General features: G+C 59.4%; 2 tRNA genes and 1 rRNA gene. All 3 read right to left on the reverse strand.

Annotated features, from left to right (window positions below):
• Positions 1–19: 19 nt before the first annotated feature.
• A tRNA-Ala gene (locus S2M10_RS04675) sits at positions 20–95 on the reverse strand.
• 58 nt (positions 96–153) lie between these two features.
• A tRNA-Ile gene (locus S2M10_RS04680) sits at positions 154–230 on the reverse strand.
• A 180-nt stretch (positions 231–410) separates the two neighbouring features.
• Positions 411–630, reverse strand: a 16S ribosomal RNA gene (locus S2M10_RS04685); the annotation flags it as partial.

The following is a 630-nucleotide window of genomic DNA, read 5'->3' on the forward strand; positions in this document are numbered from 1 at the left end:
CGTCTCGTCCGCTGCGGATTGGTGGAGCCTATCGGGATCGAACCGATGACCTGATGCTTGCAAAGCAACCGCTCTCCCAGCTGAGCTAAGGCCCCTGAAACGTTTCGAAGGTGCCGGCAAACAATGCAAACATCGCCTACCGCAACCAGCGAATGGTGGGCCGAGCAAGAGTTGAACTTGCGACCTCACGCTTATCAGGCGTGCGCTCTAACCACCTGAGCTACCGGCCCATTCGCCGTCCCGAACTAGCCACTAAAGGCCGCGGGCGGCGTGAGCCAGCTCAGGCAAACCCTCCCTTGGGAGGATATCCAGAAGATGAAGGGACATGAGGACGGCGGCGAATGTTCTTTGGAATGGAGGAAGCTCTTCCCCGAGCCGAGGCCCGAGGCGCTTTCCGCCGATATCCTTAGAAAGGAGGTGATCCAGCCGCAGGTTCCCCTACGGCTACCTTGTTACGACTTCACCCCAGTCGCTAAGCCCACCGTGGTCGCCTGCCTCTCTTACGAGTTAGCGCAACGCCTTCGGGTGAACCCAACTCCCATGGTGTGACGGGCGGTGTGTACAAGGCCTGGGAACGTATTCACCGCGGCATGCTGATCCGCGATTACTAGCGATTCCGCCTTCATGCTC

The organism is Sphingomonas sp. S2M10, assembly GCF_012650175.1.
Classification (GTDB): domain Bacteria; phylum Pseudomonadota; class Alphaproteobacteria; order Sphingomonadales; family Sphingomonadaceae; genus Sphingomonas.